This window comes from Mycobacterium sp., assembly GCF_052143115.1.
Classification (GTDB): domain Bacteria; phylum Actinomycetota; class Actinomycetes; order Mycobacteriales; family Mycobacteriaceae; genus Mycobacterium.
Genome location: NZ_JBKQTQ010000284.1, coordinates 1 through 2,847 on the forward strand (window position 1 = coordinate 1; position 2,847 = coordinate 2,847).

Consider the following 2,847-nt stretch of genomic DNA (forward strand, 5'->3'; position numbering starts at 1 on the left):
CGGTGTTGCGGACGGCCATGATCACGTGTGCGCCCGCGCGAGCGAGAAGACGCGCCGTTCCGAGGCCCACGCCATTGGTCGCTCCGGTCACGATGATGCGCTTGCCGGTCAGGTTGCCGAGTCGGCTAGGCGACCACGCTGTCGTCACTGTGTTTCTCCTTCGTCAAGCCGACACTAGCGTTGTCTGGCGCCGCCGTGCCGGTTACCGCGTGCGGGTGGAACCGTCTGGAGGCTCGGCGTAGGCTGCGAACAGAAGCGAGCTATATAGAGAATTGCGGCTTCGGCTTCGTAAACGCCTGTAGAACTTGACATTTCATCGAAGGAACGCCAATGACCCGCGCCTGCGACGATGCAGAGCGCAGCGATGAGGAGGAGTAGCGCGAATGACCACTGTGCACACGACGTTGCCGCCTGCCCTGGAGCGGGCGCTGGCCCTGCTCATCGATCCACCGGCCGAACCGGATGTGAGCAAGGGCTACCTCGACCTGCTGGGTAATGCGGCCGAAGACGCCGGCCCGGCCAAGAACACCGGTCCCATCCAGGCGGTATGGGCGTCGTCGATCGGGTCGATGCTGTTCGACAATACCCAGGCGATTGGGCGCAGGTTGCTGGCCGCATGGCAGCTCCCGATCGAGTGGTTGAACATCCCACACGGCGGTATCGCGTTGGACGTCGGTTCCGGTCCAGGAACCGTCACCGCATCGCTGGCTCGCGCGGCGGGACCCGACGGGCTGGCCTTGGGCGTCGACATCTCCGAGCCTATGCTGGCGCGCGCGGTGCGCGCTGAAGCCGGGCCGCAGGTCGGCTTCCTCCGGGCTGACGCACAACGGCTGCCGCTGCGCGACCAGACCGTCGATGCGGTGGTCTCGATCGCCGTGCTGCAGCTGATCCCCGAGCCGGCGGCAGCACTGGCCGAGATCGCCCGGGTGCTGCGACCGGGCGGGCGAGTGGCGCTGATGGTGCCCACCGCCGGGCGCGCCGCCCAGCTTTGGAAGAAGCTGCCCAATATCGGGGCCTACGTCTTCGGCGAAGACGAACTCGGCGACATCCTGGAAGATCGCGGCTTCGTCAGCGTTCGAACCAAGAACGTCGGCACTTTACAGTGGGTGCGCGCCAAACGCGGCTGACACCGCGGATCGGCACGGCTCGTCATACCAGCGGGTAGTTTTCTCGCACTCCCCCGTACATGCCCCATCGGACGATCAGTGGCATCACCACGCGTTCGACCGACCACGATGGGAAGCGCAACGCATGACCGGTGGGGAAGAAGACCTCCAGCCCGTTGGGCTGAATACCCAATAACGAGCCCCACCTTCGCCCCGGCGCTCGAAATGTGCGCAGCCGTCGACCTGCGAGCTCGGCGCGAATGTTACGGGCCACCAGTGCATCTCCGCGGTTGCGGGCGGAGCTGCGCAGCGGGTCGGTGGCCGCGATGTCTCCGATCGCGAACACACCAGGATGGCCGGGCACCCGCAGTTCGGGCGTCACGCGAACGAAGCCGTGCTCGTCGAGCAGCTCCGGTGGCAGCCAATCGGTGTTGGGTTGCACCCGCCCTATCGCCCACAGCACGGCGTCGGCCGTGGCCGCGGGTTGTCCCGTGCTCCAGTGCACCGGCGCGCTGGTGATCTCGTCGCCGGCGAAGCCGTTGGCGAGCGCGGCGCGGTGCCCGGGGTGAAGGCCAACGCCGAGGTCGGTCAGCCGAGTGTGAATGCGTTTCCAAATCCGCGGGTGATAGGCGCCCAAAGCCCGCTCGCCCGGAAAGTACAGGTCGATCTGTTTGTCCGGCCAGGTGGTTGCCATATTGGCGGCGCTGCTGACCGCTGCTGCGCCGCCACCCACGACGATCACCGATGTGGCGGCAGCCACGCGGTCGTGCGCAGCGCGCAGATCGGCGCCGATCTCTGTGGCCGACTGCATGGTCGCCCGGCGCCAGAAGCCGTTGCTGACTCCAGTGGCGATGACCAGCGCGTCATACCCCTCGGCGAATGTCCCACCGTCGTCACGCCGACCAGAGACGGTTCGGGTGGCCAGGTCGAGTCTGGTCAGGGTGCCCTGAATGATCCGCACCCGATCCAGCCGGCGGAATCTGTCGAAGGGGATCCAGTAGTCGCGGGCCCAGTCGTCGGGGCGGGACAACCGGACGCCGAGTTCCTGGCCGCTGACCAGTGCCGGTTTGACCGAGACGCCGACGACGTCGGCGTGACGAGAGAGCCGAATCGCGGTGAGGACACCGACGTCCCCCAGCCCCGCGACGATGACGCGTTTGCCGCTCATGCCGGCAAACTGTAACACGTTCTAACTATGTACTGGTCTGGCATCGGCTTGACGCTTTCCGTCATTGCGATGCAGATTCTGATGAGTTTCCTTCATTTTCACGATCCGTCGGCCGCCGGCTTCATGCTGACTGCGACAGAGCCCGTGGAGAGGAAATCCGACCATGACCGATACAGCCCCAGCGGCGTCGACGAGTGACACGGCATTCGATCCGAGCGTCGCTCTCAATGCACTACTCGCCGATGTTGGTTTGTCGGTCGCTGATGCCGGTGGCCAGGTGACATTTGCCGGCCAGGATCCGATCATTGCGGCTCGCCACCGGCTCGCCGCCGCGATCGGTATCCCGATGATGGGCAACGCGATTGCCGCGGCAGCGATGCACCGCCATCGCGGCGGTCCCGGGCAGGATCTGCACCTGGACCTACGGCAGGCGGTACACCACATCAAATCCCAGCTTTGCCTGGAAGCCAACACTGGCCGGGGAGTTCCCCTCGATCGCGCTGGTGTTGGATAACCCGTTTGCGCTGATTCCCTACCGCACTCGCGATGAACGCACGGTGATGGCCTCGGCGG

Annotated in this window: 3 protein-coding genes and 1 pseudogene; 2 read left to right on the plus strand and 2 right to left on the minus strand. The window is 65.9% G+C overall.

Annotated elements, in window-relative coordinates; translation table 11 throughout:
* A pseudogene (locus ACLQI9_RS27695) lies at positions 1–148 on the minus strand (SDR family NAD(P)-dependent oxidoreductase); the annotation flags it as partial.
* A 235-nt stretch (positions 149–383) separates the two neighbouring features.
* Here ACLQI9_RS27695 and ACLQI9_RS27700 point away from each other — a divergent pair.
* A complete protein-coding gene (locus ACLQI9_RS27700; protein ID WP_442392448.1) occupies positions 384–1,127 on the plus strand; it encodes a methyltransferase domain-containing protein in 744 nt (247 codons plus the stop codon).
* Positions 1,128–1,149: 22 nt separating this feature from the next.
* Here ACLQI9_RS27700 and ACLQI9_RS27705 read toward each other — a convergent pair whose 3' ends face one another.
* On the minus strand, positions 1,150–2,274 hold the full coding sequence (locus ACLQI9_RS27705) for an FAD-dependent oxidoreductase (RefSeq protein ID WP_442392449.1): 1,125 nt from the start codon (positions 2,272–2,274) through the stop codon (positions 1,150–1,152).
* Positions 2,275–2,437: 163 nt separating this feature from the next.
* Between ACLQI9_RS27705 and ACLQI9_RS27710 the strand changes: the two genes are divergently transcribed.
* Entirely contained in the window at positions 2,438–2,788 is a 351-nt protein-coding gene (locus tag ACLQI9_RS27710; RefSeq protein ID WP_442392450.1) for a hypothetical protein, read from the plus strand.
* The last annotated feature ends 59 nt before the right edge of the window (positions 2,789–2,847 follow it).